At 72.2% G+C, this 24,112-nt stretch carries 23 protein-coding genes; 13 read left to right on the forward strand and 10 right to left on the reverse strand.

Features of this window, described 5'->3' with window-relative positions; genetic code table 11:
* Nucleotides 1–42 precede the first annotated feature (42 nt).
* A complete protein-coding gene (locus tag ACFQ11_RS07380; protein WP_378297158.1) occupies nt 43–963 on the reverse strand; it encodes a metallophosphoesterase in 921 nt (306 codons plus the stop codon).
* 69 nt (nt 964–1,032) lie between these two features.
* Between ACFQ11_RS07380 and ACFQ11_RS07385 the strand changes: the two genes are divergently transcribed.
* Entirely contained in the window at nt 1,033–1,485 is a 453-nt protein-coding gene (locus ACFQ11_RS07385) for a GatB/YqeY domain-containing protein (protein ID WP_378297159.1), read from the forward strand.
* Between the two features lie 34 nt (nt 1,486–1,519).
* On the opposite strand, the gene ACFQ11_RS07390 is transcribed toward ACFQ11_RS07385, so the two are convergent.
* The gene (locus tag ACFQ11_RS07390; RefSeq protein ID WP_378297160.1) at nt 1,520–3,793 is read right to left on the reverse strand and encodes a transglycosylase domain-containing protein; all 2,274 of its coding nucleotides are present in this window, start codon (nt 3,791–3,793) and stop codon (nt 1,520–1,522) included.
* A 318-nt stretch (nt 3,794–4,111) separates the two neighbouring features.
* On the opposite strand from ACFQ11_RS07390, the gene ACFQ11_RS07395 reads away from it, so the two are divergent.
* Nucleotides 4,112–4,423: a WhiB family transcriptional regulator gene (locus tag ACFQ11_RS07395; RefSeq protein ID WP_378297161.1), complete on the forward strand. Its 312-nt coding sequence runs from the start codon at nt 4,112–4,114 to the stop codon at nt 4,421–4,423.
* Nucleotides 4,424–4,855: 432 nt separating this feature from the next.
* Here ACFQ11_RS07395 and ACFQ11_RS07400 read toward each other — a convergent pair whose 3' ends face one another.
* Together ACFQ11_RS07400 and ACFQ11_RS07405 are read right to left on the reverse strand one after the other, a co-directional pair.
* On the reverse strand, nt 4,856–6,010 hold the full coding sequence (locus tag ACFQ11_RS07400; RefSeq protein ID WP_378297162.1) for an ArsA family ATPase: 1,155 nt from the start codon (nt 6,008–6,010) through the stop codon (nt 4,856–4,858).
* A gap of 16 nt (nt 6,011–6,026) precedes the next feature.
* Nucleotides 6,027–7,022 (reverse strand): ArsA-related P-loop ATPase, encoded by a 996-nt coding sequence (locus ACFQ11_RS07405; protein WP_378297163.1) that lies wholly within the window; start codon nt 7,020–7,022, stop codon nt 6,027–6,029.
* Between the two features lie 255 nt (nt 7,023–7,277).
* Between ACFQ11_RS07405 and ACFQ11_RS07410 the strand changes: the two genes are divergently transcribed.
* From ACFQ11_RS07410 to ACFQ11_RS07430, 5 genes are all read left to right on the forward strand, one after another.
* Complete coding sequence (locus ACFQ11_RS07410) at nt 7,278–8,306, forward strand: slipin family protein (RefSeq protein ID WP_378297164.1); 1,029 nt, start codon at nt 7,278–7,280, stop codon at nt 8,304–8,306.
* Between the two features lie 172 nt (nt 8,307–8,478).
* Complete coding sequence (locus tag ACFQ11_RS07415) at nt 8,479–8,637, forward strand: DUF4177 domain-containing protein (protein ID WP_021591512.1); 159 nt, start codon at nt 8,479–8,481, stop codon at nt 8,635–8,637.
* 34 nt (nt 8,638–8,671) lie between these two features.
* The gene (locus ACFQ11_RS07420; RefSeq protein WP_378297165.1) at nt 8,672–9,133 is read left to right on the forward strand and encodes a RidA family protein; all 462 of its coding nucleotides are present in this window, start codon (nt 8,672–8,674) and stop codon (nt 9,131–9,133) included.
* Between the two features lie 167 nt (nt 9,134–9,300).
* Entirely contained in the window at nt 9,301–10,098 is a 798-nt protein-coding gene (locus tag ACFQ11_RS07425) for an NUDIX hydrolase (RefSeq protein WP_378297271.1), read from the forward strand.
* A 193-nt stretch (nt 10,099–10,291) separates the two neighbouring features.
* Nucleotides 10,292–11,077, forward strand: coding sequence for an MBL fold metallo-hydrolase (locus tag ACFQ11_RS07430; protein ID WP_378297272.1), 786 nt, complete (start codon nt 10,292–10,294; stop codon nt 11,075–11,077).
* Nucleotides 11,078–11,126: 49 nt separating this feature from the next.
* On the opposite strand, the gene ACFQ11_RS07435 is transcribed toward ACFQ11_RS07430, so the two are convergent.
* Nucleotides 11,127–11,813: a Crp/Fnr family transcriptional regulator gene (locus ACFQ11_RS07435; protein WP_026402956.1), complete on the reverse strand. Its 687-nt coding sequence runs from the start codon at nt 11,811–11,813 to the stop codon at nt 11,127–11,129.
* Nucleotides 11,814–12,172: 359 nt separating this feature from the next.
* Between ACFQ11_RS07435 and nth the strand changes: the two genes are divergently transcribed.
* The 3 genes from nth (at nt 12,173) to ACFQ11_RS07450 (ending at nt 14,932) form a co-directional block, all read left to right on the forward strand.
* Nucleotides 12,173–12,829, forward strand: a complete 657-nt coding sequence (gene nth / locus ACFQ11_RS07440; protein WP_378297273.1) for an endonuclease III — start codon at nt 12,173–12,175, stop codon at nt 12,827–12,829.
* Between the two features lie 76 nt (nt 12,830–12,905).
* Entirely contained in the window at nt 12,906–13,553 is a 648-nt protein-coding gene (locus tag ACFQ11_RS07445) for an NUDIX hydrolase (protein WP_378297274.1), read from the forward strand.
* 197 nt (nt 13,554–13,750) lie between these two features.
* A complete protein-coding gene (locus ACFQ11_RS07450; protein ID WP_378297275.1) occupies nt 13,751–14,932 on the forward strand; it encodes a MarP family serine protease in 1,182 nt (393 codons plus the stop codon).
* A 25-nt stretch (nt 14,933–14,957) separates the two neighbouring features.
* On the opposite strand, the gene ACFQ11_RS07455 is transcribed toward ACFQ11_RS07450, so the two are convergent.
* The 5 genes from ACFQ11_RS07455 to acs form a co-directional block, all read right to left on the reverse strand.
* Complete coding sequence (locus tag ACFQ11_RS07455) at nt 14,958–15,407, reverse strand: DUF309 domain-containing protein (RefSeq protein WP_378297166.1); 450 nt, start codon at nt 15,405–15,407, stop codon at nt 14,958–14,960.
* A gap of 18 nt (nt 15,408–15,425) precedes the next feature.
* A complete protein-coding gene (locus ACFQ11_RS07460; RefSeq protein ID WP_378297167.1) occupies nt 15,426–16,349 on the reverse strand; it encodes an alpha/beta fold hydrolase in 924 nt (307 codons plus the stop codon).
* A gap of 31 nt (nt 16,350–16,380) precedes the next feature.
* Nucleotides 16,381–16,812, reverse strand: coding sequence for a phage holin family protein (locus ACFQ11_RS07465; RefSeq protein WP_378297168.1), 432 nt, complete (start codon nt 16,810–16,812; stop codon nt 16,381–16,383).
* Between the two features lie 94 nt (nt 16,813–16,906).
* A complete protein-coding gene (gene nhaA / locus ACFQ11_RS07470; RefSeq protein WP_378297169.1) occupies nt 16,907–18,163 on the reverse strand; it encodes a Na+/H+ antiporter NhaA in 1,257 nt (418 codons plus the stop codon).
* Nucleotides 18,164–18,438: 275 nt separating this feature from the next.
* On the reverse strand, nt 18,439–20,406 hold the full coding sequence (gene acs / locus ACFQ11_RS07475) for an acetate--CoA ligase (RefSeq protein WP_378297170.1): 1,968 nt from the start codon (nt 20,404–20,406) through the stop codon (nt 18,439–18,441).
* Between the two features lie 251 nt (nt 20,407–20,657).
* On the opposite strand from acs, the gene ACFQ11_RS07480 reads away from it, so the two are divergent.
* The 3 genes from ACFQ11_RS07480 (at nt 20,658) to ssd (ending at nt 24,079) form a co-directional block, all read left to right on the forward strand.
* Nucleotides 20,658–21,449 carry a Fic family protein gene (locus tag ACFQ11_RS07480; RefSeq protein WP_378297171.1) on the forward strand — a complete coding sequence of 264 codons (792 nt, stop codon included), beginning with the start codon at nt 20,658–20,660 and terminating at the stop codon, nt 21,447–21,449.
* A gap of 50 nt (nt 21,450–21,499) precedes the next feature.
* Nucleotides 21,500–22,114, forward strand: coding sequence for a pentapeptide repeat-containing protein (locus ACFQ11_RS07485; protein ID WP_378297172.1), 615 nt, complete (start codon nt 21,500–21,502; stop codon nt 22,112–22,114).
* 888 nt (nt 22,115–23,002) lie between these two features.
* Nucleotides 23,003–24,079, forward strand: coding sequence for a septum site-determining protein Ssd (gene ssd, locus ACFQ11_RS07490; protein ID WP_378297173.1), 1,077 nt, complete (start codon nt 23,003–23,005; stop codon nt 24,077–24,079).
* The last annotated feature ends 33 nt before the right edge of the window (nt 24,080–24,112 follow it).

Genomic DNA, 24,112 nt, shown 5'->3' on the forward strand with positions numbered 1-24,112 from the left:
CTAGACCACTGTAGCGGATGCCGGAGGGTGGTGCGTCCGCTTTTAGCGGGGGACGAGCGTGAGGAGGGAGGCTTCGGGAGGGCAGCAGAAGCGGATGGGGGCTTTCGGGGACGTGCCGAGGCCGGCGGAGACGTGGAGCCAGGAGCCGCGGTGGCGGTGCAGGCCCTTGACGCGGGGGCGGTCGATGCCGCAGTTGGTGGCGAGGGCCCCGTAGAAGGGGACGCAGACCTGGCCGCCGTGGGTGTGGCCGGCGAGGAGGAGGTCGTAGCCGTCGGCGGTGAAGCGGTCGAGGTTGCGGGGCTCGGGGGAGTGCATGACGCCGAGGTGGACGTCGGCCTGGGGGTCGACGGGGCCGGCGATCTTGTCGTAGCGGTCGAGGTCGATGTGGGAGTCGTTGATGCCGCCGAACTCGATGTCGAGTTCGCCCACTTTGAGGCGGCCGATGCGGTTGTTGAGGTCGAGCCAGCCGGCGGCCTGGAGGGACGAGCCGAGTTCGCGGTACGGGAGGTCGGGCTCGCGCTTCGTCTTCGCGTAGTCGGACTTGCTCGTGCGCCACACGTAGCGGAGGGGGTTCTTGAGGACCGGGGAGAAGAGGTCGTTCGAGCCGTAGACGAAGACGCCGGGGCGTTCGAGGAGGGGGCCGAGTGCGTCGAGGAACGCGGGGATCGCGTCGCGGTGGGAGAGGGTGTCGCCGGTGTTGACGACGAGGTCGGGTTCGAGGGCCTCGAGGGAGCGGACCCAGCGGATGAGACGGGAGCGGCCCGGGGTGAGATGCGCGTCGGAGATGTGCAGGATCTTCACCGGGGGGCGGCCGGGGGCGAGGACGGGGACGTCGAAGCGGCGCAGGCGGAACCAGTTCCGCTCGATCACCGAGGCGTACCCGAAGGTCGCGGCGCCCGCGCCCGCGAGGGTGAGGGGCACGGAGTACTTCTTTTGCACGGCTCTCCCTTCTCTGGTTTCCATGCTTCCAGACATGGGCAGCGCGCGGTAATCCCGATGAGGAGGTCGGTGCGATGCGGGCAGAATGTGACCATGACCCTGAAGGAGAAGCTGGAGACCGACCTGTCCGCCGCGATCAAGGGGCGCGACGATGTGCGTACGCGCACGCTGCGGATGGCACTCACGGCGGTGAAGAACGAGGAGGTCGCCGGCAAGCAGGTGCGGGTGCTGTCGGACGACGACGTCGTCAAGGTGCTCACGCGGGAGGCGAAGAAGCGCCGGGAGGCGGCGGCCGCGTTCGACGAGGCGGGGCGGACGGAGTCCGCGCAGGCCGAGCGGGACGAGGGGGTCGTCCTGGAGGAGTACCTGCCCGCTCAACTGGGGGACGAGGAGCTGGCGGCGCTGGTCGCGGACGCGATCGCCGAGTCGGGGGCCGCGGGGCCGCGGGCGATGGGGCAGGTCATGAAGATCGTGAACCCGAAGGTGGCGGGGCGCGCCGAGGGCGGGCGGGTCGCCGCCGAGGTGAAGCGGCAGCTCGCCGAGTGACCAGGGGCCCGGCGTGCGCCGGGCCCCTTTCCCGTCAGTCGCGTCTGCCGGTGCTCACGTAGAGGATCACCGTGCTGCCGGGGGCGGCCTCGGTGTCGGCGGCGGGCGACGAGGAGACGACCGTGTTGCGGGGACGGTCCGACGCCGCGGGCGCGACCTGGACCTTGAAGCCCGCGTCCTCGATGGCCTTCCGGGCGTTGTTCAGCGGCTGGTTCGCGACGTTCGGCACCCGGGTGGTGTCGCCGAAGTTCCGGGCGGGGGTGCGGAAGCCGGGGGCGGGCTCGCCCTGCAGGGCCTCGCGCATGCTCCGCTGCCAGATGGCGCCGGGGGTGTCGGCGCCGTAGACGCCGTAGACCTTGTACTGCCAGGGGCCGCGGAAGTCCCAGTAGGCGACGGCGGCGGCGAGGTTCGGGGTGTAGCCGGCGAAGTCGGCGCAGGTGTGGGCCTCGCAGGTGCCGGTCTTCGCGGCGGCCGGACGTCCGATGTTGCGGCCCTTCGGGGTGCCCTGGCTCATGTTCGCGTGCAGGATCGAGTTGACCTTGTCCGCGACGTCCTGCTCGACGACCTGCTTGCAGTCGTGCTTCGGCAGTTCGACGCGCTTGCCGGTGTGGTCGACGATCTCGGTGACGGCGAGCGGCGCGCAGTACTTGCCGCGGGCGGCGAACCCGGCGTACGCGGCGGCCAGGTGGACCATGTCGACGTCGTTGACGCCGAGGACCTGGGACGGGACGGGCAGGAGCGGCTGCCCGTTGCCCTGCTTCATGCCGAACCGCTCGGCCATCTTGACCGAGTTGCAGAGGCCGACGCGCTTCTCGAGCTGGGCGTAGAAGGTGTTGACGGAGCCCCAGGTGCCGGTCTTGAGGTTGAACGTGCCGGACTGGCTGTCGCCCGCGTTGGAGACGGAGGGCCAGTTGCCGCCGCCGAGGAGCTCGCCGTTGTACTTCTTGCCCTGGTACGTCCCGTAGTAGGGGCACGCCTTGAAGCCGCTGACGGACATCGTCTCGGGCGACTTGATGCTGGTGTTGACCGGGATGCCCTGTTCGAGGGCGGTGGCGAGGGTGAAGACCTTGAAGGTCGATCCGGCGGAGACGCCGGTGCCGCCGCCGTGCCGGGTGTCGGCGGGGAGGTTGATGGTGGTCTTGCCGTCGCCGGGGCCGAAGTGCTTGCTCAGGCCGATGGCGCGGACCTTGCCGGTGCCGGGTTCGACCATGGCCTCGGCGCCGACGCGGTTGCCCTCGGGGTCGACGATGCTCCGCAGGGCCTTGTCGACGGCCTGCTGCTTGTCCATGTCGAGGGTGGTGCGGACGGTGTAGCCGCCGCGGTTGAGCTTGTTGACGACGGCCTGCTGTTCCTTCGCGTCCATCTGCCAGTACTTGCCGTCGGCGAGGATGTTGAGGACGTCGTACTTCACGTATTCGCAGAAGTACGGGGCCTGGCTCGTCTGGCAGCCGCCGACGGGTTCGGTGGGGTTCAGCTCGACCGGCTTGGCGGCCGCCCGGTCGGCCTGGGCCTTGGTGATGTGCCCCAGCTCGGCCATCCGGTAGAGGACGACGTCGCGGCGGGCGCGGGCGTCCTTCGGGTTGCGGTGCGGCTCGTACGCGGTGGGGTTCTGGGTGATGCCGGCGAGCAGCGCGGCCTCGCCGAGGGTCAGCTTGGACGCGGGCTTGCTGAAGTAGCGCTTGGCCGCGGCCTGCACGCCGTAGGCGCCGCCGCCGAAGTACGCGATGTTGAGGTAGCCCTCGAGGATCTGGTCCTTCGACATCGTCTTCTCGACCTCGAGCGCGTAGCGCAGCTCGCGGATCTTGCGGCCGACGGTGGGGGCGGTGACCTCCTTGTACTCCTCCTGCGTCTGGGCGCTGTCGACCAGCAGGTTCTTCACGTACTGCTGGGTGAGGGTGGAGCCGCCCTGCGTGGTGGTGGAGCCGACGTTCGAGGCCAGTGCGCGCAGCGTGCCCTCGATGTCCATGGCGCCGTGCTCGTAGAACCGCGAGTCCTCGATGTCGATCATCGCCTGCCGCATGATGGGCGCGATCTGGTCGAGCCGGACGGACTCGCGGTACTTGTCGAAGAAGGTGGCGAACTGCTTGCCGTCGGTGTCGTAGAGCACCGTCTTCTCGGACGGCGGCGAGGTGTTGAGCTCGCTGTCCATCTCCTGGAAGTTGTTCGCGGCGTCGCGGGCGGTGATGCCCGCGCTCCCGACGCCCGGCAGGGCGACCAGGGCGACCAGCACGCCCGCGACGATGCCCGTTCCCAGCAGCTTGATCAGCGTGGTGAGGGCCTTGCCCCGATCCGAATTCGCAACGCGCACACGCCCTAGGGTACGCGGGACGAGAGGTGCATACGGGACACGTCCGCCCCGGGTTCGACGTCCGGCACGAGAAGTTCCGCCCGTTCTGTGGTCATCGTGACAACCTGCGCGGTGTCTCGCGCGTCAACTAGAGGTAACTAGTCCGTTCCGGCGGTATGGCCCTGGAGGGCTATATCGAGAATGGGCCCATCGGGGACTGTTGAAACGTCCCTCGCTTCCGTAAGTTCTTCCCCACGGCTTTCGTTTGGCGGCCTGACGTCCGCGCCCGTCCGGCCATGGAGCGCAAATCGACACAGACCCTAGGGGAGTGGGGCCAAGATGTGGATCACGGATTGGACCGCCCGCGCCGCCTGCCGTAACGCGGACCCGGACGCTCTGTTCGTGCAGGGTGCGGCGCAGAACCGGGCCAAGCTCATCTGTCGCGGTTGCCCGGTGCGGACGGAATGTCTCGCGGACGCGCTGGACAACCGGATCGAGTTCGGTGTCTGGGGTGGGATGACCGAGCGTGAGCGACGGGCGCTGCTGCGGCGGCGGCCGGACGTGCGGTCGTGGCGCGACCTGCTGGAGACCGCCAAGGAGGAGTACGAGCGGTCGTCGGACGCCGACGAGGAAGAGCTCGTCGCCAGCTGACGTCCCTTCGGGCGGCCCCGAATCCGGGTGCGGATTCGGGCGATGCGGCATTGCAACGGACACGGCTGTGGGCCCGTACCAGGTGGGTACGGGCCCACAGTCATGTCCGGCCAAGGTCGGAGTCGTCCCCGCCCGGCGCATCACGGCGTGATTTCGGACGACCGAAACCGGGCGGTCGTGAACGGTGGGCGAACGCGAACGGGTGATCGCCCGCCCCGGCGGTGTTCGCGCATGTCGTGGCGTTTGCGGGATTGCCTCCCCTGCGTGCGGTGAACGGCCGAGTCGTCCGTCCGTCGGCGCCTTTTCGGTCGCCGATGTCCATTGCGGACGAACGTTTCGTTCGTCAGTGCGGGTACCGGCGCGGCGGCCGGGTGCGCGGCGTGGACCTGCCGCATCAGACGAACGGGACGCCTTTCTGCGTCCGGTTCCCGGTCAGGCGGCGGGGCGGTCGTCGCGGGCCGCCAGGTCCTCGCCGACGCGGCGCAGGCCGTCCAGGTCGTGGACGTCCTCGGCCTGCGCGGGGACCGCGGTCACCGGGACGGTCGGGTGCGTGGACGCGAAGTTGTCGCGGAGGCGCTCCTCGCGGGCCGCGAGCTGCATGCGGTCGGAGTGCAGCCGCAGCAGCGCGGCCGTGAGCGCGTGGTCGCCGCGCTCCTCCAGCGTCTCGGCGGCCGCCAGGCTGCGGGCGGCCGACAGGCCGTCCGCGGCGGACTCGTGCACGCGGTTGACGACGAGGCCCGCGAGCGGCATCCGTTCCTCGGCGAGCCGCTCGATGAAGTAGGACGCCTCGCGCAGCGCGTCCGGCTCCGGTGCGGCCACGACGAGGAACGCGGTCCCCGGGGTCTGCAGCAGGCGGAACGTCTTCTCGGCGCGTTCCTGGAAGCCGCCGAACACCGTGTCGAACGCGGCGACGAACGTCTGGACGTCACGGAGGAGCTGGACGCCGATGACCTTGTTGACGACCCCGGTGAACATGCCGAACCCCGCGCTGATCACCTTGACGCCGAAGCGGCCGCCGGTCTTGGCGGGCGCCGCGAGCATCTTCATGAACCGGCCGTCGAGGAACCGGCCCATCCGCTCGGGCGCGTCGAGGAAGTCGAGCGCGTTCCGCGACGGCGGGGTGTCGACGATGATCAGGTCCCAGGCGCCGGACCGGTGCAGCTGGCCGAGCTTCTCCATCGCCATGTACTCCTGCGTGCCCGACAGGCTCGAGGACAGCGACTGGTAGAAGGGGTTCGCGAGGATCTGCTTCGCGCGGTCGGGGTCGGCGTGCGCCTCGACGATCTCGTCGAACGTCCGCTTCATGTCGAGCATCATGGCGTGCAGCTCGCCGTCGCCGTCGATCTCGATCTTGCGCGGGTTGTTGTCGAGCTCGCTGAGGCCCATCGACTGGGCGAGCCGCCGCGCCGGGTCGACGGTGAGGACGACGACGTCGCGTCCCCGCTCGGCGGCGCGGACACCGAGGGCCGCGGCCGTCGTGGTCTTGCCGACGCCGCCGGAGCCGCAGCACACGATGATCTTGGTGCGGGGGTCGTCCAGCATCCGGTCGACGTCCAGCGCCGGCGGGGTCTTGGCGGTCGGGCTCATCGTCTGCTCGTCTCCCTCATGCCGCGCCCTGGTCGCGCAGGGCGGCCGCCAGGTCGTACAGGCCGGCCAGGTCCATGCCGTCGGACAGCAGCGGGAGCGTGTAGCGGGGCCGGTCGATCGACTCCAGGCGCTCCTTCTCGCGGCGCTGCAGGGCGGTGCGGCGGGCGTGCTCGCCGGCCTCGGCGGCCAGGACGCCGGCGACGGGTTCGGCGTCGCGTTCGAGCCCGGCGGCCTTCACGCCGCGGACGATCTCGTCGACGTCGAGCTCGCCGGCGGCGGCGCGGGCGCGGTCGTCCTCGGACAGGACGGGCGCGTGCTCCATGTTCACGATCACCGCGCCGACCGGGAGGCCGACCTCGGCGAGGTCGTGGATGCCGTCCATCGTCTCCTGGACGGGCATCTCCTCCAGGAGGGTGACGAAGTGGACGGCCGTTTCGGGGCTGCGCACGACCTTCATGACGGTGTCGGCGTGGTTGCGGACGGGCCCGACCTTCGCCAGCCCGGACACCTCGTCGTTGACGTTGAGGAACTTGGTGATGCGGCCGGTGGGCGGGGCGTCCATGACGACGGCGTCGTAGATGAACGAGCCGTCCTTCTTGCGGCGGCGCACGGACTCGCTCGTCTTGCCGGTGAGGATGACGTCGCGCAGGCCGGGGGCGATCGTGGTGACGAAGTCGACGATGCCGAGCCGGGTCATGGCCTTCCCGGCGCGCTTGAGGTTGTAGAACATCTCGAGGTACTCGATGAGCGCCTCTTCGGTGTCGATGGCGAGCGCGTAGACGTCCCCGCCGCCCGGGGCGACGGCGACCCTGCGCTCCTCGTAGGGGAGGGGCGGGCAGTCGAAGAGCTGGGCGATGCCCTGCCGTCCCTCGACCTCCACGAGCAGGACCCGGCGACCCCCGGCGGCCAGCGCCAGGGCGAGTGCGGCGGCCACCGTCGTCTTGCCGGTGCCGCCCTTGCCGGTGACCACGTGCAGGCGCACGCCGTCCCAGTCGGTGTCTCTCGCGCTCACCCGATCGACCATATCGTCCACCCGGCGCGAGCTTTAGAGGCCGTCGCGTCTCATGCAAGTGATCCCTGACACGATGGCGCCCCCGCTCGGGATTCGCGTGCGAACCATTGTGTTCGGGCTTGCCCACGGGGTTAGCTGGGAAACGTGACACCGGCTCCAGGGCCGGCTCGTCCGGCCGGGTGCGCACGCATCCGGCGCCGGGGCGGCGTCGCCGGGTACCTGGGGGACGGTCCCGCGGGAGAGAGGTGTCCGAGTATGGAAGCGATCATCCTCGTTGTGCTGCTGGGCATCGCCGTGGTCGGGCTGATGGTCGCGGGCTCGGCGATCCGGGTGGTGCAGCAGTTCGAGCACGGCATCGTGTTCAGGTTCGGCCAGGTGCAGCGCGGCGGGCAGTTGCGGCCCGGGGCGGTGCGGGCGCCGGGACTGACGGCGATCGTCCCGGTGATCGAACGGATGCAGAAGGTCAGCCGGCAGACGATCACGATGGACGTGCCCGCGCAGGAGGGCATCACCGAGGACAACGTGAGCGTCCGCGTGGACGCGGTCGTCTACTTCCGGGTCGTCGACCCGGTGAAGGCGATCGTGAACGTGCAGAACTACGGGTACGCGGTCTCGCAGGTGGCGCAGACGTCGCTGCGGTCGGTCATCGGGCAGGCGGACATGCAGGAGCTGCTCGGCGAGCGCCAGAAGATCAACGCCAAGCTGCGGACGATCATCGACGAGATCACTCAGGATCCGTGGGGGATCCTGATCGAGCGGGTCGAGATCAAGGACGTGTCGCTGCCGGAGGGCATGAAGCGGTCGATGGCGCGGCAGGCCGAGGCGGAGCGGGAGCGCCGGGCCCGGATCATCACCGCGGACGGCGAGTTCCAGGCGTCCAAGCGCCTCGCCGCCGCCGCGGAGATCATGTCGCAGGACCCGGCGGCCCTCCAGCTTCGGCTGCTGCAGACGGTCGTCGAGGTGTCGGCCGAGAAGAACAGCACGCTGGTCATGCCGCTCCCGGTGGAGATCCTGCGGTTCTTCGACCGGGTGACGAGCGACGCGAAGAAGGCCGCCGAGGCGGCGCCGGAGGAGAAGCCGGACCTCGGCGAGCGGCTCGCGAAGGCGGAGCAGGAGCTGGCGAAGGCCGCCGAGGCGTCGCCCGCGCTCGCGTCGCCCGACGACGTTCCGCCGGTGATCGGCCTGGACGAGCCGGGACGCGCGCGCACGGGCGAGCAGCAGGGCATCGCGGGCGCCGAGCCGGAAACGCGGGCGGACGAGCGGCGCGAACCGCCGCTCGACTGAGCCGCCCGGGCGTTCGACCCCGTTGGCGGCCTCCGTCCCGGCCCGTTCTGCTCCCGGGCCGGGACGGCCGCCGCGGCGGGATCCTCGCGGCGCGCTGGACCGCGGCCGGGTGGTCCGGTGCGGCGGTGGGTTCGCGGGGTCGCGGCGCGGGCCGATCGCTAGGGTGAGGCACATGAAGAAGTGGGAGTACGCGACCGTTCCGCTGCTGGTGCACGCCACCAAGCAGATTCTCGACAACTGGGGGCAGGACGGGTGGGAGCTCGTCACCGTGCTGCCGGGGCCGAACCCGGAGAACCTGGTGGCCTACTTCAAGCGGGAAGTGCAGTCCTAGGCCCGTTCGCGGGCGAGTCGAGGAGGGAGTGGCGATGAGCACACCCGAGGAGCGGATCGTCGAGCTCGGCCTGGAGCTGCCGGACGTCGTGCCGCCGGTCGCGTCGTACGTGCCGACGGCGCGGACGGGCTCGCTCGTCTACACGGCGGGCCAGATCCCGCTGGTGAAGGGGGAGCTGGGCGCCACCGGGAAGGTCGGCGCGGAGGTGAGCGCCGAGGAGGCGAAGGCGCAGGCGCGGATCTGCGCGCTGAACGCGATCGCGGCGCTCAAGGCCGAGGTGGGCGAGCTGTCGCGCGTCACGCGGATCGTGAAGGTCGTCGGGTTCGTGGCGAGCGCGCCCGATTTCTACGGCCAGCCGGACGTCGTGAACGGTGCGAGCGACCTGCTGAGCGAGGTGTTCGGCGAGGCCGGGCGGCACGCGCGCAGCGCGGTCGGGGTCGCGGCCCTGCCCCGCAACGTGCCCGTCGAGGTCGAGCTGATCGCCGAGGTCGGCTGACGGCCGTCCGGGCGGAGAACGTCGCTCTCCTCACCCGGATGCTGACTCGGGGTTGACGGAACGCCATTCGGTATGCCCGAATTGGCCGCCATGAGGACCACACGGCCGGCGAGGCGAGGGTGAACGGGCTGAAGCTGCCCGCGGAGTTCGTGGCGCGCATCGAGGACATGGACGCCGGACGGCTGGCGCCGCCGCCCGCGCGCGACGCGGCGACGGTCGTGGTGCTGCGCGACCACGACCGGCACGGCCTGCAGGCGTTCCTGCTGCGCCGGGCGCGGTCCATGGCGTTCGCGCCCGGCGCCTACGTGTTCCCCGGCGGGGCGGTCGACCCGCGCGACGGCGAGGCGTCGCTCGGGTGGTCGGGCCCGTCGCCGGCCGAGTGGGCGGCGGCGTTCGGCGCGAGCGAGACGGTGGCGCGCGAGCTGGTGTGCGCGGCCGTCCGCGAGACGTTCGAGGAGACGCTGGTGCTGCTCGCGGGCCCGGCGCCGGACTCGGTCGTCGACGACGTCCGCGGGGACGCGTGGGAGGCGGACCGGCGGGCACTGCTGGACCGCTCCCAGTCGTTCGGCGGGTTCCTCGACAAGCGCGGGCTGGTGCTGCGGTCCGATCTGCTGCGCCCGTGGGCGCACTGGATCACCCCGAAGATCGAGCCGAAGCGGTACGACACCCGGTTCTTCGTGGCGGCGATCCCGGAGGGCCAGCGCGCGCGAGACGTCAGCACGGAGGCCGACCAGGTGGCGTGGGTGCGTCCGGCGGAGGCCGTGGAGCGCGGCTGGGCCGGCGAGTGGATGATGCTGCCGCCGACCCTGGCGACGCTGACCGAACTGGCCGAGTACGAGACGGTCGCGGACGTCCTGGCGGCGGAGCGCGCGATCACCGTGTACGAGCCGACGGCCGAGGTCGTGGACGGGGAGGCGTTCCTGGTGCTGCCCGAGGACGTCGCGCACTTCTACCCGACCGGGTGAGGGCGCCGTCGTGGGCGGCGGGCCGTGGACGGGCCGGGCTCGGACGCGCGCGCCGTGGACGGGCGGCGCCCGCGCGCGGCTGTCGCGGGCCGTCCTGCTGCGGCTCGCGGGGACGTCCGCGCTGCGGCGCCTCGACCGGCTCGGGTGGCACCCGGCCGGTCGGCCCCCTCCCGCCTCGGGCAGGATGGGCGCCATGACCGAGATCGACGGTATGGGAACCGATCGCGCGTACTGCGTGCTCGCGCCGAATCCGTCCGCGATGACCCTCGACGGGACGAACACGTGGCTCGTCCGCGAGCCGGACTCGTCCGACGTCGTCGTGATCGACCCCGGGCCGAAGGACGACGTGCACCTGCGGCGCGTCGCGGACACGGTCGGGTCGTGGGGGGCCAGGGTCGCGCTGGTCGTCCTCACGCACGGGCACCCGGACCACTCCGCCGGGGCCGGACGGTTCGTGGACCTGGTCGGCGGCGGCGTGCACGTGCGGGCGCTCGACCCGCGGCACCGCCTCGGCGACGAGGGGATCGTCGAGGGGGACGTCATCACGGCCGGCGGGCTGGAGCTCCACGTGCTGGAGACGCCGGGGCACAGCGACGACTCGCTGACGTTCTGGCTGCCCGCGGACGGGGCCGTCCTGACCGGCGACACCGTCCTCGGCTACGGGACGACCGTCGTGGAGGGGCGGCTCGGCGACTACCTGGGCTCCCTCGACCGGCTCCGGGCGTTCTGCGCGGACCGGGAGGCGGCGACGATCCTGCCGGGGCACGGCCCGAAGCTGGACGACCCGCTGGCGGCCCTCGACCACTACATCGACCATCGGCGCGAGCGGCTCGCGCAGGTCGAGGCGGCCGTGGCGGGGGGCGCCCGGACGGCGCGCGAGGTCGTGGAGGTCGTGTACGCGGACGTCGACAGGTCGCTGTGGCCCGCGGCGGAATGGTCCGTGCAGGCGCAGCTCGACTACCTGAACGAACGGTCCTGACGGGCGGCCCGACGGTGACCGGCCGGTCGTCGCGGACCGGCCGGCCCGCTCACTTGGAGCGCTTGCGCAGCCGCTCGATGTCGAGGATGACGACCGCGCGGGCCTCGATCCGCAGCCAGTTGCGCTGCGCGAAGTCGGCGAGCGCCTTGTTGACGGTCTCGCGGGACGCGCCGACGAGCTGCGCCAGCTCCTCCTGCGTGAGGTCGTGGTGGACGTGCAGGCCGGCCTCGGACGGCTGCCCGAAGCGCTCGGCGAGGTCCAGCAGGGCCTTGGCGACGCGGCCGGGGACGTCGGTGAACACCAGGTCGGCCATGACGTCGTTGGTCTTGCGGAGCCGCTGCGCCAGTGCGCGCAGCAGCTGCACGGCGACCTCGGCGTGCCCGGTCAGCCAGGGGCGGAGCTGGTCGTGGCCGAGCCCGGCCAGCCGGCACTCGGTCACCGCTATGGCGCTGGCGGTGCGCGGCCGGGGGTCGAACAGCGAGAGCTCGCCGAACATCTCGCTGGGGCCGAGGACGCTCAGCAGGTTCTCCCGGCCGTCCGGCGCCGTGCGGGTCAGCTTGATCTTCCCCTCCACGACGACGTACAGGCGGTCGCCCGTCTCGCCCTCGTTGAACAGCGTCTGACCGCGGGCGAGCCGCACCTCGGTCACGTTGGCGCGCAGCGCCTTGGCCCCCTGCTCATCGAGTGCCTCGAAGAGCGGGGCTCTGCTCAGAACGTCCACGTCGCGGTCGGTCACGCTTCTCCTCCTCGAAACACCAACATGCATAGTGTGACGTACGTCCCACCGCGTACGTGAAGGCAGGGCCACGGCGCGCCGTAACGCGGGGTCGTCACTTCGCGGGATCGTCGCCACGACCCTGTTCGCCCAGTGTACGGACACCGGGGTGAATGCCGTCACACCGGTCTCTTCCCACTTAAACGGGCGTGCGGGTGCCGCCCGTCCCGCCGTCCGGGGCCTACCCTGGCGACATGGCGACGAAAGCGGCCCCCTCGGACGGTTCCGCCGGCTCCGCCGGTTCCGCGCGGCCGCGGGCCCGGCGCGCCGGGCGGCGCGGGACGGAGACCCGCCTCGGGCTGGTGCGCCGGGCGCGGCGGATGAACAGGATCCTCACGGAAACCTACCCGGACGCGCACTGTGAGCTGAACTTCGGGACACCCTTCCAGCTCCTGGTCGCCACGGTGCTGTCCGCGCAGACCACCGACAAGCGGGTCAACCTGACCACCCCGGCGCTCTTCGCGAAGTACCCGACGCCCGAGGACCTCGCCGCCGCCGACCCCGAGGACGTCGAGGCGCTGCTGAAGCCCACCGGGTTCTTCCGCGCCAAGACCAAGTCGGTGATGGGCCTGTCGGCCGCGCTGGTCGAGCGGTTCGGCGGCGAGGTGCCCGGACGCCTGAACGACCTCGTCACGCTCCCCGGCGTCGGCCGCAAGACCGCGAACGTCGTGCTCGGCAACGCGTTCGACGTCCCGGGCATCACCGTCGACACGCACTTCGGGCGGCTCGTCCGCAGGTTCGCGTGGACGGACGAGACCGACCCCGACAAGGTCGAGCGGGCGATCGGCGAGCTGTTCCCGCGCAAGGACTGGACGATGCTGTCGCACCGGCTGATCTGGCACGGGCGCCGCATCTGCCACGCGCGCCGTCCCGCCTGCGGCGCCTGCCCCCTCGCGGCCCTGTGCCCGGCGTTCGGGGAGGGCCCGACGGACCCGGAGACGGCCGAGGCGCTCGTGAAGCCGGGGCCGTTCTCGTGACCGCGACCGTCCGGCCGGGCGAGGCGGGGCCGGGAAGCAAAACGGCCGTCACGGAGTTGAGATCAACGTGACCGAGATCGCCTCCTGCCCCGCATGGCTCGACCGTTTCCGCGCGCACGCGTCGCGGATGCAGGTGCCGCCGCAGTTCGGGCCGGCCCCAAACGCGCGCGCCGCGGCCGTGCTGATCCTGTTCGGCGAGGGACCGGACGGTCCGGACGTGCTGCTCACCGAGCGGGCCGCGACCCTCAACAAGCACGCCGGGCAGCCCGCGTTCCCCGGCGGCCGCATCGACCCCGAGGACGACGGCCCGGTCGCGGCGGCGCTGCGCGAGGCGTGGGAGGAGGCGGGCGTCGAACCGTCCGGCGTGGACGTGCTCTGCACCCTGCCGGAGCTGTACCTGTCGCGCAGCCGGCACCGCGTCACGCCCGTCGCCGGCTGGTGGCGCGAACCGTCCCAGATCGCCCCCGGGCATCCCGGCGAGGTCGCCACCGTCGCCCGCGTGCCGATCGCCGAACTGGTCGACCCGGCGAACCGGCTGACCGTCCGGCACCCGTCCGGGCTGAAGCTCGGGCCCGCGTTCAAGGTCGGCGGCATGCTCGTGTGGGGCTTCACGGCCGGGCTGCTCTGCGAGGTGCTGGCCGCGGGCGGCTGGGACCGCCCGTGGGACGCCGATCACGTCGAGGACCTGCCGCAGGACGTCCTCGATCTCGCCTCCCGCGGCTGACCGGCGCCCGCCGCGCGCCGCACGCGGCGCCGTCCGTCCGCCGAACCGCAGGTCAGCGGGCCGCGGCCGGGAGAGGCACGGTCGGTGATCGTTCCGTATCGCCCCACGTGGCCATCCGGGGCGGGGGAATCTGGTCCGGCGAGGGGACGTGAGAAGGCGACCTCGCGCTATACGGTGAAGCGGTGCTGGACGACCATATGCTCGATCTGATCCTCCTAGGGCTCGTCGTGCTGTTCGGCGTCTCGGGTTACCGGCAGGGTTTCATCGTGAGCCTGCTGAGCTTCGCGGGCTTCGTCGGCGGCGGCGTCGCCGGGGTGCTGATCGCCCCGCCGATCGCCGAGGCGACGGTGGACGGCGACGCCCAGCGGGTGCTGCTGGCGATCGTCATCGCGTTCCTGTCCGCGACGTTCGGTCAGCTCATCGCCTCCTCGGCGGGCGCGCTGATCCGCAACCGGGTCACCGGGCTGAACGCGCGGACGGCGGACGCGGTCGGCGGCACGTTCGTCAGCGCGCTGTCGCTGCTGATCGTCGCCTGGTTCTTCGGCAGCATGTTCGCGAACTCCCAGTTCCAGTGGCTCCGCACCCAGGTCAAGGGCTCGACGGTCATCAACGGGATCGACGAGGTGATGCCGACCCAGGCGCACACCTGGTTCACCTCGTTCCAGGGGTTCGTGAAGAGCAGCGAGTTCCCGCAGGTCTTCAACGGGCTCGGCGGCGAGTCGGTGGTCGAGGTGCCGCCGCCGGACGACTCGGTGCTGGCGACCGGCGGGCTGCGGGACGCGCGCAACAGCATCGTCAAGATCGTCAGCACGGCGCCGCAGTGCCAGCGGCGCATCGAGGGCACCGGGTTCGTGTTCGCGCCCGGCCACGTCATGACGAACGCGCACGTCGTCGCGGGCGCGCAGGGGCCGTCCACCGTGGCCAACCGCACGGGCGAGACGGCGAAGGGCGAGGTCGTCCTGTACAACCCCAGCCGCGATATCGCGGTGCTGTACGTGCCGGGCCTGGACGCGCGGCCGCTCGACTTCGAGATGGAGGCCGAGGTGCGCGACAACGCGATCATCGCGGGCTTCCCGAAGAACGAGCCGTTCAGCGCGAGCGCCGCCCGGATCCGGGCCCGGCAGACCGCCAAGGGGCCCGACATCTACCACACCGGCCAGGTCGCCCGGGAGATCTACGCGATCCGCGGCAAGGTCGAGCCGGGCAACTCGGGCGGCCCGCTGCTGTCCCCGGACGGACGCGTCTTCGGCGTCATCTTCGCGGCGGCGCTCGACACCCCCTCCACCGGCTACGCGCTGACCGCCGAGGAGGTCTCCGAGGACGCGCGCGCGGGCGCGCGCGCCACCGAGCCGGTCTCCACGCAGAGCTGCTCTGACTGAACCCGTGAGCGCCCCACTGGGGGCCTTACAGGGTGAGCTTGAGTTCGACCGGGCCGTCTTCGGGCGTGCCCGCGAGTTCACGGGCACGCCGTACGACGCCGTGGACGTCGATCGCGTGCGGCGGATCGGCGCCGTACGGCTCCAGACGGTCCGCGGCGCGGCTCAGCAGGGCCCGCGCGCCCCGCGTGTTGCCGCGGCGCAGGTGGGTGACGCCCACGGCGATCTGGGCCAGCCCCCGCCACAGCTCCCGTTCCGGGTCCGGAGCGTCCTTCCAGGCGGCCTCCAGCACCTCGTGGGCGTGGAAGGGCCGGTCGGCGTCCAGGAGCCGCTGCGCCTCCCGCAGGGCCTCGGACGGCCGCATGCGGAGGTCGTCCGGCATGGTGGGGATGCCGGTGGCGCCGTGCGGCAGCGGACGCCCGTACGCGTCGCGGGGCCGCGCGTTGCGCGGGCGTCCCGACTCGTCCCGATCCCGCATGCCTCCCACCGTACGCGTTCAGCGGTCGGGTTCCGGGTCGGCGAGCCAGCCGAGCAGATGCGAGTCGAACTCTTCGGGCCGTTCCTGGTGGGGGAAGTGCCCCGTCCCTTCGATGAGCCGCCACCTGTAGGGCGCGGCCACGTACTGGCCGGACCCCTGTGCGCTCTCCGGGAGGATGCACTTGTCCAGGGCGCCGTGCAGTTGAAGCGTCGGCGCCTGTACCGGGGCGCGCATACGGTGCGCGTAGCGGATGCCGTCCGGACGGGCCTGCGACCGGAGGAACCACCGGTGGTACTCCAGCGCGCTGTGCGCCACCCCCGGGATCTGCACGGCGCGCCGGACGAGCCGCTCCGTCTCCTCGTCGGGCCAGTTCGGGCCCGACCACTCGTGCAGGAGCCGGCCCACGAGCGCGGCGTCGTCCCGCACCAGGCGGCGTTCCGGCAGGACCGGGACCTGGAAACCGAACGTGTGCCGCGCCGCCCACCCCTGCTCGCGCGGGCTCTCCCGGACCGACCGCCGCAGCCGCAGCGGATGCGGGGCGCCGACGACCGCGAGCCGCTGCACGATCTTCGGGTGGTAGACGGCCATCGTCCAGGCCAGCAGCCCGCCCCAGTCGTGCCCCACCACGATCGCGCCGGCCTCGCCGAGCGCGCGGACCAGCCCGGCGGCGTCCCCGGCCAGCGTCACCAGGTCGTACCCGCGCGGCGGCTTGTCGCTGCCGCCGTAGCCGCGCAGGTCGATCGCGGCCGCCCGGTAGCCGGCCGCGGGCAGCGACACGAGCTGTTCGCGCCACGACCACCAGAACTCGGGGAAGCCGTGCAGCAGGAGGACCAGCGGCCCCTCCCCCGCCTCGGCGACGTGGAAGCGCGTCCCGCCCGCGCTGATCGCGCGGTGGGTCCACGGACCGTCGACCTCGATCAGCGACGCGTCGTGCCCGGACATGGCCCGCCCCCTGCCTGCCTGTGTGCCCCGCTCAGTCCGTCAGCGCGGGGGTGTCGGCGCCGCCGCGATGCCGCAGTGCGCCCGGTGTGTCCTTCAGTGTCCGGCGCGTCCGCTTCGCTCCCTCGATCTTGCCGATGAGGCGCTTGGCGATGAGTCCCAGCACGACGGCGAGCAGGCCGTACAGGACCGCGACGATCAGGAACGCCAGCCACGGCCAGATGCCCAGCTCGATCAGCCCGAACGCCAGCGAGATCGACAGCAGGATCACGATGATCCCGCCCATCACCGCGGCGATGACGAGCATCACGCCGCTGATCGCGCCCTTCCTCGCGTCGGACTTGAGCTCCATCTTGGCCAGTTCCATCTCCGCCCTGACCAGGTCGGAGACGTTGCTGGACGCCAGCGCGACGAGCTCGCCGAGGGACTTGTCCTCGACGCGCTCGCCCGGCGTTGCCTCGGACATATCGCTCTCTCCTTCCAGAGCCCCGACCACCACGGCGTCCCAGCCTGGCAGCCGGACGGCTCGTCCGGCCACCCGGTGGCACCGCGTCGGCCCGTCAGTCGGAAAGCCGCGCGCGGGTGCGCGTCCTCATCCGGAAGACCACGGTGGCGGCCGCCGAGGCGAGCACGCTCGCGATCAGGACCGCAGTCGTCACTCTCTCCAATTGTGCCGGGTCGGTATAGGCCAAACCGCCGATCAGCAGTGAAACGGTGAATCCCACCCCGGCGAGCATCGCGACGCCCGCGATCTCCCGCCACTGCAGTTCCGCCCCCAGCGTGGCCAGACCGATCCGCACCGCCAGCCAGGCCCCGCCGAAGACACCGACGAACTTACCGATCACCAGACCGGCGATCACGCCCAGGGCGATCCGATCGGTGAACACGTCCCCGAGCGCGGAGACGCTGAGCGTGACGCCCGCCGACAGGAACGCGAACACCGGCACGGCGAAACCCGCCGAGAACGGGCGCAGGAAGTGGTCGGCGCGCTCGGCGTTCGTCGGACGTCCGTCCGGGGCCTGCCGCGGGCTGGTGAGCATCCCGAGCGCCACGCCGGCGACCGTCGCGTGCACGCCGCTCCGCAGGACGCAGTACCAGGCGAGAACGGCCAGCGGCGCGTACAGCCACGGGGAGCGGACGCCCCGGAACTGCAGGAACCCGAACACGGCGATCAGCGCGACGCCGAGGCCGAGCCAGTTCCAGTCCAGCGCGCTCGAGTAGAACAGCGCGATGATCGCGATGGCGATCAGGTCGTCCACGACGGCGAGGGTCAGCAGGAACGCGCGCAGCGGCGCCGGGCACGCGGAGAACGTCACCGCGAGCACGGCGAGGGCGAACGCGATGTCGGTCGCCGTGGGGATCGCCCAGCCCTGCGAGGCGCCGGGCGTCCCGAAGCTGACCGCGAGGAAGATGGCCGCGGGCAGCACCACGCCCGCGGTCGCGGCGAGCACCGGCAGCGCCGCGTCGCGCGGGTTGCGCAGCTCGCCGTGCGTGAGCTCCTCGCGGAGTTCCAGGCCGGCGAGGTAGAAGAAGACCGCCAGCAGCCCGCCGGACGCCCAGTGCGCCACGTCCATGTGCCCGATGTGCAGCCAGTGCGGGCTGATCTCGAACTTCTGCAGGTCGTAGTACGCGTCCGACCAGGGGGTGTTCGCCCAGATGAGCGCGGCCACGGCCGCCAGCAGCATGATGATGCCGCCGACCGTCTCCAGGCGCAGCGCCTTGGCGACCTGCTGGCTGTAGCGGACGGTGGGGCGGAACGGCCAGACGGCGGCGACGGGACGGCGCGAGCTATCGGTGCGGCTGGACGGGCGCGGCAAGAGGACCCCCCCGGGGCGATGGACGGCACGGCGAAGAGCCGCCCCGCAAACGTCACGGGCCGGACTCTGCCGACCAGACTTCCCGGCGCACCTTCTTGCACCTTACCCGCAAGATCTCTGGCCACTCGCCACCAAATCATGCGAAATCGCCCACAGTTGACCTTCGACGGGTTCGGGCGACGAACCGGTGCGCCGCCGTGACGAACCGGGACGGCGGACGGACGAGCGCGGCGCGGGAGCCCGCGCCACGCCCGTCCGTCCGGCTCAGATCCCGGTCAGTCCTCCGGCTTCGCGCTCGGCAGCTTCTCGGAGATCAGGTCCATCACCGTGCCGTCGGCGAGCGTCGACACGTCCCCGATGCTGCGGTTCTCGGCGACGTCCCGCAGCAGCCGCCGCATGATCTTCCCGGACCGCGTCTTCGGCAGCTCCGGAACGATCATGATCTGGCGCGGCTTGGCGATCGGCCCGAGCGTCTTCGCCACATGGTCGCGGAGCTCCTTCAGGAACTCCTCGCCCTCGACGTCGCCGCCCGCGCTGCCCCGCGGGATCACGAACGACACGATCGCCTGCCCCGTCACCGGGTCGGTCGCGCCGACGACCGCCGCCTCCGCGACCTTCGGGTGCGACACCAGCGCCGACTCCACCTCGGTCGTCGAGATGTTGTGCCCCGACACCAGCATCACGTCGTCGACCCGGCCGAGCAGCCACAGGTCGCCGTCCTCGTCCTTCTTGGCGCCGTCGCCCGCGAAGTACAGGCCCTCGAACCGCGACCAGTACGTCTTCACGTACCCCTCGTCGTCGCCCCAGATCGTGCGGAGCATCGACGGCCACGGCTCCTTCACCACCAGGAAGCCCCCGCCGCCGTTCGGGACGGGCTCGCCCCGGTCGTCCACGACGTCCGCGACGATCCCCGGCAGCGGCCGCATCGCCGCGCCCGGCTTGCCCTCAGTGACCCCCGGCAGCGGGCTGATCATGATGCTGCCGGTCTCGGTCTGCCACCACGTGTCCACGACCGGCGCCCCGCCCGCGCCGATGTGCTCCCGGTACCAGACGTACGCCTCCGGGTTGATCGGCTCGCCCACGCTGCCGATCACCCGCAGCGACGACAGGTCGTGCGCCGCCGGGATGTCGTCGCCCCACTTCATGAACGTCCGGATCGCCGTCGGCGCCGTGTAGAACAGCGACACCCCGTACTTGGCGATGATCTCCCACCACCGGCCCTTGTGCGGCGTGTCCGGCGTCCCCTCGTACAGGACGCTCGTCGCGCCGTTCGCGAGCGGCCCGTACACGATGTACGAGTGCCCGGTCACCCAGCCGATGTCGGCCGAGCACCAGTACACGTCCGTCTCCGGCTTCAGGTCGAACACGGCGTGATGCGTGTACGCCGTCTGCGTCAGGTACCCGCCCGTGGTGTGCAGGATCCCCTTCGGCTTACCCGTCGTCCCCGACGTGTAGAGGATGTACAGCGGGTGCTCGGCGTCCACCGGCTCCGGCGTGTGCTCCTCGCTCTGCCGCTCCACGACGTCGTGCCACCACACGTCCCGCTCGTGGGCCGCGACCTCCTCGCCCGTCCGCCGGACGACGAGGACGTGCTCGATCGACGGCGCGCCGTCGACGGCCTCGTCCACCGTCGCCTTCAGCGCGGACGGCTTGCCGCGCCGGTACCCGCCGTCCGACGTGATGACGATCTTCGCCTGCGCGTCGTCGATGCGGGTGCGCAGCGCGTCCGCCGAGAACCCGCCGAAGACGACCGAGTGCGTCGCGCCGATCCGCGCGCACGCCAGCATCGAGATCGGCAGCTCGGGGATCATCGGCAGGTAGATCGCGACCCGGTCGCCCTTGCGGACGCCGAGCTCCAGCAGCGCGTTCGCGGCCTTGCTCACCTCGCGCCGCAGGTCCGCGTAGGTGAGGGTGCGGGTGTCGCCCGGCTCGCCCTCCCAGTGGTACGCGACCTTGTCGCCGTTCCCCGCCTCGACGTGCCGGTCGACGCAGTTGTGCGCGACGTTCAGCTCGCCGCCCACGAACCACTTCGCGAACGGCGGGTTGCTCCAGTCGAGGACCTGGTCCCACGGCTTGGACCACGACAGCCGCTCCGCCTGCCGGGCCCAGAAGCCCAGCCGGTCGGCGGCCGCCTCCTCGTAGGCGTCGGCCTTGACGTTCGCCGACTCGGCGAGATCGGCCGGGGGGGCGAAGCGCCGCGTCTCCTGCAACAGGTTCGACAGTGTCTCTTGGCTCTGGCTCAACGCAGTACTCCTCGCTTGCTGAGACGGGTCGCCCGGTATGCCCACTCCACCAGGAAGGTCCCGCTCTCACAAGCCGTGCTCCCGTGTGTCGAGGGCGCGGGCCCCGGGCGCGCCCGCCCCGATGCTCACAGTGACGACCGACACACCCCACCTTCCCAGGCCGGCCGCCCCGGAACCGTGCGTCCCCGCCTCCCGCGGGCCCGCGTCGGGGCGCCGTCCCGGCACCCGCGGCCACCGCATAAGGTCGGGCCGTGACCGATGCCCTCGCACACGTAGCGAACCTCCCCGGCGTGGCCGACGCCGTGGCCGACGCGCGCACCGCCGTCGACCGGCTGCTCGGTCACCGGATCCTGCGCCGCCGCAGCGCCGACGTCTCCACCGAGTCCGCGCTGCGCGGGGCGCGCGCGACGGCCGTCCTCGAGGGCGCCGCCGTCGACCTCGAGGTCCTGCGCACCACCGACGACCCCGGCGACCCGATCGTCCACGGCGCCCTGCGCGTGTCCGCCGAACTGGGCTCGCTCGCCGAGACGTGGCGGCACGCGCCCCGGCAGGTCCTCGCGCGCCTGCACGTCCTGGCCGCCGCCGACGCCGTGGACGCCGCCGACCTCGGCCGCCCGCGCCCCGACGGCCGTCCCGTCGAGGACGTTCTCGAGCTCGGCGACCCGCCGCCCGCCGCCGAGGTCGCGGCCCGCCTCGACGCGCTCAGCGGGCTGCTCACCGGGACGACGAAGGCGCCGGCGCTCGTCGTCGCGGCGATCGTCCACGGGGAGCTGCTCACGCTGCGGCCGTTCGGCTGGGGCGACGGCATCGTCGCCCGCGCCGCCCAGCGGCTCACGCTCGTCGCGCGCGGCCTCGACCCCAAGTCGCTCGCCGCGCCCGAGGTCGGCCACCTGGAGCTCGGGGCCGACTACGCGGACGCCCTGCGCGCCTACGCGTCCGGGACCCCGGAGGGCCTCACCGTGTGGATCCGGCACTGCTCGGCCGCCGTGGCCGCCGCCGCCCGCGACTCCCAGGCGATCTGCGAAGCCCTGATGCGCGGCTGACGTCCTCCCGCGGGGCGCGGCCTGTCGGAGGGGTGTGTGAGCCTGGCGGCATGGCGGATCGCAAGAACGGACGTCCGGCCGCGCCCACGGAGAGCACCGTCACCGGCGCCGACTGGGACTCGCGCGACCTGACGGGCGAGGAACACGAACGCGTCCTGTTCTCGGACGTGGACATGACCGAAGCCCACGGCACGGGCGCGAGTTTCGTCGACTGCACATTCCGGGGCGTCCGCTTCAATGTCTCCGTTCACACGGACACCGCGTTCATCAACTGCACGTTCGTCCGTTGCGGTTTCTTCGACTCGACGTTCGACGGCTGCAAACTTCTCGGCAGCATGTTCGACGGCTGTACGTACGACCTCATGAAGGTGCGGGGCGGCGACTGGTCGTTCACCGGCCTGCCGGGTGCCGACCTGCGGCGCGCGTCCTTCACGGACGTGCGGCTGCGCGAGGCCGATCTCACCGGCGCGCGCTGCGCCGGCGCGGCCCTTCGCGGAGTCGATCTTTCCGGCGCATGGCTCCGGGCGGCGGACCTGTCCGGGTGCGATCTCCGTGGAAGCGACATTTCGACCATCGACCCTCGGACGGTCGAGTTGACGGGCGCGCGGATCGACCCGCACCAGGCCGTCGTGATCGCCGAATCGCTCGGCCTCGACGTCCGCTGAAGGTTCCGGAACGCTCGTCCGCGCGGCCCCCGGACGCGACGAGCGGCGCCTCATCGCGAGACGCCGCCGTCTGGCACGTCACACCGGGTTACCAAGCGTGCACCTCAATCCGTCGGATCGGGTCAAGCCCGTCTCGACGCGCCTCCCGCGGCTGGTCGCGCGTGGGTGCCCGGCTGCCGTGCCCGGACAGATGTCCGTACTCCCTGTGTACGCCTCATTTGCCCAGTTGGCAAGCCCCATTCGGGAAAGTGGGGATCGCGCGCCGACAGGGCGGCGGGACTCCCTCGGCCGACGCCTCTCCCTCGATGGCCGCCATTCCGGGCTAACCGCAACTATCACCTAGAACCGAAATCGATCACGTACGGTGATGATTGCTTTTTGGTTGCGATACCCGAAGGATCTTTGCCGTTCCGGTACGCTCCCACTCCCGCCCCGTTGCGTGCCGTGCACGCGAAACGGTGCGGGTCCGCGCGGTCTCGGCAGGCCGCCCGGAGGCCGTGATCGTTCTGACCGGACGAGAAAAACCTGATCCGCCGGGTGAGTTTGCGACTCGACGGAACTCTCGACGGTCGGGCAGCATATGTTGTATTCGCCTAGACTGGTGATGCAGCGACTTTGCCCGTCCTATAGGACGGGCTTACGTCCGGTTTAGCCTGATCTCCCCTGAGTCTTTCTTGGGAAAGCGGACCGGCTCTACCCCCCCGGAGCCGGATCCGTTCGGCGACCCCCGCTCTCCCCCCCCGGCGGGGGTCGCCCAATCTCACGCGGGCGGGCGCGCGGCACCCCTCGGCCGCCGCCCGCCCGCGAAGTTATCCACAGTCCCGCGATCCCACGCGGTGCCCGCCCGCGCCGCCGCAAGGTGGAGACCTCCGACCCGAAGGAGCCTCCATGAACCTCGCGGCACTGATCGTCACCGGCGATCGCGGCACCGCCGACGCCCTGCTCCGGCTCGCCGCCGCGGCCGACGCCCACGCCGAGGTCGCCCACGACGTCGGCGAGGCCCGACCCGCCTGGACGTGGCCCGCGCTCGTCCTCGTCGGCGCCGACGCGGCCGCCGACGTCGCGGCGAGCGGCCTGCCCCGCAGAGCGGGCGTCGTGCTCGTCGCCTCCGCCGCCACCGCCGACGCCTACCGGATGGCCGTCCAGGCCGGCGCCCAGGACGTCGCCGTCCTCCCCGACCACGACGACTGGCTGATCGCCGCGTTCGCCACCGCCGCCGAACCCGACGCGAACCGCGCCGCCGTCGTCTGCGTCGTCGGCGCCCGCGGCGGCGCGGGCGCCAGCGTCCTCGCCGCCACCCTCGCGGTCACCGCCGCCGGGGCCGGCCTGCGCACCCTCCTCGCCGACGCCGACCCCCTCGGCGGCGGCGTCGACCTCCTCCTCGGCCTCGAGGAGCACGAGGGCGTCCGCTGGCCCGACCTCGCCGAGCGGCGCGGCCGGCTCGGACCCGCCGCCCTCCGCGACACCCTCCCCGGCGACGGCGACCTGTCCGTCCTCTCCTGGCGGCGCGGCGAACCCGTCCCGCTCACCGGCGAGGCGGTGTCGTCCCTCCTGGAGGCGGCGGTCCGCGGCTTCGACCTCGTCGTGGCCGACGTCCCCCGCTACCCCGGCGACCTCGGCCGGGCGGCGCTGCGCGCCGCCGACGTCACGTTCCTGCTCGTCCCGGCCGAGGTCCGCGCCACGGTGGCCGCCGACGGCCTCGCCGCCGCCCTCCGCCGCGAGACCGCCGACCTGCGCCTCGTCGTGCAGGGCCCGTCCCCCGGCGGCCTGACCGCCGACGCCGTCGCCAAGGCCCTCGACCTCCCGTCCGCCGGCGCCTTCGACCGCGACCGCCGCCTCCCCGCCGCCATCGACGAGGGCGAACTCGCCGCCGTCACCCGCCGGGGCCCCCTCACCGACTTCTGCCGCGACCTCCTCGACGACCTCTCCCTCCAGCCCTACGCCTACCGCGAGGAAGCGGCATGACGCGTCCATCGCACACCGCTCCGCCCGCACGGG

This window comes from Actinomadura sediminis (assembly GCF_042675525.1).
GTDB lineage: Bacteria > Actinomycetota > Actinomycetes > Streptosporangiales > Streptosporangiaceae > Spirillospora > Spirillospora sediminis.